Source organism: Stenotrophomonas sp. YIM B13575 (genome assembly GCF_042787595.1).
GTDB lineage: Bacteria > Pseudomonadota > Gammaproteobacteria > Xanthomonadales > Xanthomonadaceae > Stenotrophomonas > Stenotrophomonas lactitubi_B.
In genome coordinates, this window is record NZ_JBHZOP010000173.1 from 1 (window position 1) to 3,751 (window position 3,751).

The 3,751-nt window shown below is 68.4% G+C and carries 3 protein-coding genes; all 3 read right to left on the reverse strand.

All coding sequences use genetic code 11. From position 1 onward, the window contains the following. Positions 1–396: 396 nt before the first annotated feature. The 3 genes from ACFX4F_RS20125 to cutA are packed head-to-tail and all read right to left on the reverse strand — an operon-like array spanning position 397 to position 3,679. Positions 397–957 (reverse strand): TlpA family protein disulfide reductase, encoded by a 561-nt coding sequence (locus tag ACFX4F_RS20125; RefSeq protein WP_380658090.1) that lies wholly within the window; start codon positions 955–957, stop codon positions 397–399. Continuing rightward, positions 954–3,344, reverse strand: coding sequence for a protein-disulfide reductase DsbD domain-containing protein (locus tag ACFX4F_RS20130; protein WP_380658092.1), 2,391 nt, complete (start codon positions 3,342–3,344; stop codon positions 954–956). Before ACFX4F_RS20130 ends, ACFX4F_RS20125 begins: the two co-directional genes overlap by 4 nt. After that, a complete protein-coding gene (gene cutA, locus ACFX4F_RS20135; protein ID WP_099820496.1) occupies positions 3,341–3,679 on the reverse strand; it encodes a divalent-cation tolerance protein CutA in 339 nt (112 codons plus the stop codon). The genes ACFX4F_RS20130 and cutA overlap by 4 nt, the downstream gene beginning before the upstream one ends. Between the last annotated feature and the right edge of the window lie 72 nt (positions 3,680–3,751).

Below are 3,751 nucleotides of genomic sequence, written 5' to 3' on the forward strand. Positions count from 1 at the left end.
CCCCCCCCCCGCCCCCACCCCGCCTTCGACAGATTTCTGCGATCTGCCGGAATGGCATGGCCTGCTCTTGGTGGGTGTCGACCTCGGTCGACACGTAGATCCACGCCATGCGTGGATGCTCTTCCATCCATTGTCGAAATATTCGATGTCGATGGAGATTCATCCACGCATGGCGTGGATCTACTGGCTACCGGGAAACTGTCGAAGGCGGGGCACTGTGGGTTTGCGGGGTGTGAGCCGCATGGATGCGGCGACCAAGCCCCCATGGACGGGTTCACGGCGGCCCCGCACACCCACAGTGCCTCGTCATCCCGCAGGAAGCCCGCTGTTGCTGTTGCTTCGGCTGTTGCTGTTGCTTGAAAGCATCTGCAGGTGCAGGGCGCAGCCCTGCCGACCTTACTTCGCCCAGCCTTCGATCTCGCCGTGCGCGAACGGGCCGAGCTTTGCCTTCACCATCCGTCCCTGCGCATCGAACAGCGCGCTGTAGGGCAGCAGGCCCTGCGCGTTGCCCAACTGCACGCTGGCATCGCGTGGGCCAGGGGTGTCGAGGACGATGGGATAGCCCACCGGCACCCGCTGCAGGAAATCGCGCACGCCGTCCGGCGTATCCAGCGCCAGGCCCAACACCTGTACGCCGTGCGCGCCTTGGCCCTCGGCAAAGCGGGCCAGTTCGGGCATCTCTTCCACGCACGGGCCGCACCAGCTGGCCCAGACATTGACCAGCAATGGCCGGCCCTTGAAGCGTTCGCGGATATCCAGCGCGTTGCCGTCTGCATCGTGCAGGACCAGCGCCGGCAGCGGATCACCGGGGCGCAGCATCGGCAGCGCTGGCGGTGATACGGCAGCAGGCGATGCGGTTTGCGCCGCCGGCGCCGGCGTCAGCCGATTGCCCGCCCACAAGCCAAGCCCGGCAGCCAGCACCGCTGTCCACAGCAGTGCTGGCCGTTGCCACTTCATCGCGCGGTACGCAGCAACGCTTCTTCCACCAGCGCCTGGGTCAGCAGGGTCGGCAGCACCGTCGGCGGTGCGCCGGGGCCGTACACCACGTACAGCGGCACGCCCACGGCCTTGTGCTCATCCAGGAACGCGGTGATCTGCGGGTCCACATTGGTGTAGTCGCCACGCATGTACACCGCGTTGGTGCGCTTGAGCAGTTCCTTGAACTCCGGGCGCGACAGCACCGCGCGTTCGTTGGCCTTGCAGCTCACGCACCAGTCGGCGGTCATGTTGACGAACACCACGCGGTTGTCGGCGCGCAGGCGGTCCAGCATCTGCGGCGAGTAGTCCACCACGTTCTCGCTGCTCGCCTGCGCGGCGCGTGCCGGCGGTGCCAGCTGGGTCACGCCCCACACCGGCACCAGCGCCGCAATCACCAGCAGCACGCCCAGCAGCCCGGCCGCGCGCTGGCTGCGCCAGCGGCTGCGCTCGAACAGCCACAGGCCACCGGTGAGCAGCAGCAGGCCACCCAGCGCCAGCGCCATGCCATCCACGCCGCGCTGCTTGCCCAGCACCCACAGCAGCCACAACGCCGCGGCGTACATCGGGAAGGCCAGCACGTGCTTCAGGGTTTCCATCCACTGGCCCGGCTTGGGCAGGCGACGGGCCAGCGCCGGCACGAAGCCGATCAGCAGGAACGGCAGGGCCAGGCCCAGGCCGAGGAACAGGAACACCAGCATCGCCGCAACCGGCGGTGCAACGAAGGCATAGGCCACCGCCGGGCCGAAGAACGGACCCACGCAGGCACTGCCGACCACGCAGGCCAGCACGCCGGTGAAGAAATCGCCGGCCGGGCCACTGCGTCGCGCCAGCGACTGGCCGAAGTTGCCGATGCCGCCGCCCATGGTGAACACGCCGGACAGGCTCAGGCCCACCGCGAACATGATGTAGGCCAACGCCGCGACCACGCCGGGATGCTGCAGCTGGAAACCGATGCCGACTGCATTGCCAAGCATGCGCAGGCCGACCATCAACGCGCCGATCACCGCGAAGGCAACCAGCACGCCCAGCGTGTACCACATGGCGTGGCTGCGGGCGCGCTCGGGGCTTTCGCCGCTCTGCGCCAGGCTCAGCACCTTCAACGACAGGATCGGCAGCACGCAGGGCATCAGATTCAGCACCAGGCCTCCGCCCAGCGCCAGCAGCAGTACCCACAACAGCGAGCTGTCGGTTTTCGGCACGCGGCTGGGGGCTTTGGTACGCAGTGCATTGTCCTGCTGCGCATCAGCGGCGAAGGCATCGCGCGCGCCGCTGCTGGCGTCGGCAGCACCGGTGTTGGCCGGTGTGTCGTTGGGTACGGTCGGCAGCAGGCGCAGCGGCGTGCCGTTGGCGCCCTCACGGGTGCTGGCAGCGGCCGAAGGCGGCAGCGAGCGGATCACTTCGTCGCGTGCGGCAGGCGCATCGCCGGTGGCGTTGGCCTTGCCGGCCGGGATCGACAACTTCACCCGCCGGGTCATCGGCGGGTAGCAGATGCCATCGGTCTGGCAACCCTGGAAGGTCACCACCAGCGTGCTGTCGACGGCCTCGGCGCGGCTGCGGCGCAGCGGCACCGGCACTTCCACCTGGTTGAAATAGACCGCCACATCACCGAAGTGCTCATCGCGGTGCGACTGCGCCGCCGGCCAACGCGGCTTGTCGGCCAGTACCCCGGTGCTGCCTTCCAGCTTCAGCGAGGTGCGATCGCGATACAGGTAATAGCCCGGCGCCGGGCTGAAGCGCAGCAGCAGCGTGTTGCCATCGCTGGCGATGGCATCGAAGCCGAATGCCTGTTCCGACGGCAGCGGCAGCGCCTGGCTGTTGCTGGTGCCCGGCAGGCGCAGGCCACCGTTGCTGCCGGCACCGGCCAGCGGATTGTTGAACGCACTGGCGCCGGTGGCGCGCGCGGTTGGCAGCGCAGCAGCCGCACCGCCCGCGCCGGGCAGGGTCACCTGCACCACGCGCTTCTGCGGCGGGTAGCACACACCGGCATCGGCGCAGCCCTGGTAACGCACTTCCAGGCTGATGGTGCCGGCGGCATCGGTGGGCGCACCGGGCAGGGTGGCCTGCAGGCGCTCACGGTAGGTCTCCACCTCACCGAAGAAATCGTCGTGGTGCTTCTTGCCTGCGGGCATCTGCAGCGCGGCGGCATTGAAGGCCGGGTCGGCTTTCACCGTGGTGCGGTGGCGATACAGGTAGTAGCCGGGGGCGATCTTGAACTGCAGTTGGATCTGGCCACGTTCGGGCGCGCTGGCGGTCAGCGCGAACGCCTGGTCCACCGGCAGCAGATCTTTTTCATCCAGCGCGAAGGCCGGCAACGAAAGCCACAACAGGGCGCACAAGGCGGCGCCACGCGCAAACAGAGTCTTCAATCAGTGTCCTCCCGGGTCTGTGCCCGGATCCAGTCCAGATACGCCGGCAGGCCGGCCCGGGTTTCGACCGCGATGCACTCCGGGAGTTCATACGGATGCAGTTCGACGATCCGGGCGATGGCTTCATCGACACGGCTTGCGGTGGTCTTCACCAGCAGTTGCAGTTCGGCGTCGGTGGTCACCTCGCCCTGCCAGCGGTACGTCGACTGTGCGCCGTCCAGGCGGGTGACGCAGGCGGCCAGGTGCTCGGCGACCAGCGCGTGCGCGATGCGCTCGGCACTGGCCCGGTCCGGGCAGGTGGTCAACAGCAGCAGGACGGGATCGACGTTCGACATGACCGTCGAGTATAGGGCCGTCGCCGGGGCAGGGCCCGGCGACGGCAGTGGACCGCAGCGGCGATCATCCTG

Bases quoted from the DNA above. Each gene is read 5' to 3' on its own strand.
- ACFX4F_RS20125 (WP_380658090.1), bottom strand. From the start codon at position 957: ATGAAGTGGCAACGGCCAGCACTGCTGTGGACAGCGGTGCTGGCTGCC.
- cutA (WP_099820496.1), bottom strand. From the start codon at position 3,679: ATGTCGAACGTCGATCCCGTCCTGCTGCTGTTGACCACCTGCCCGGAC.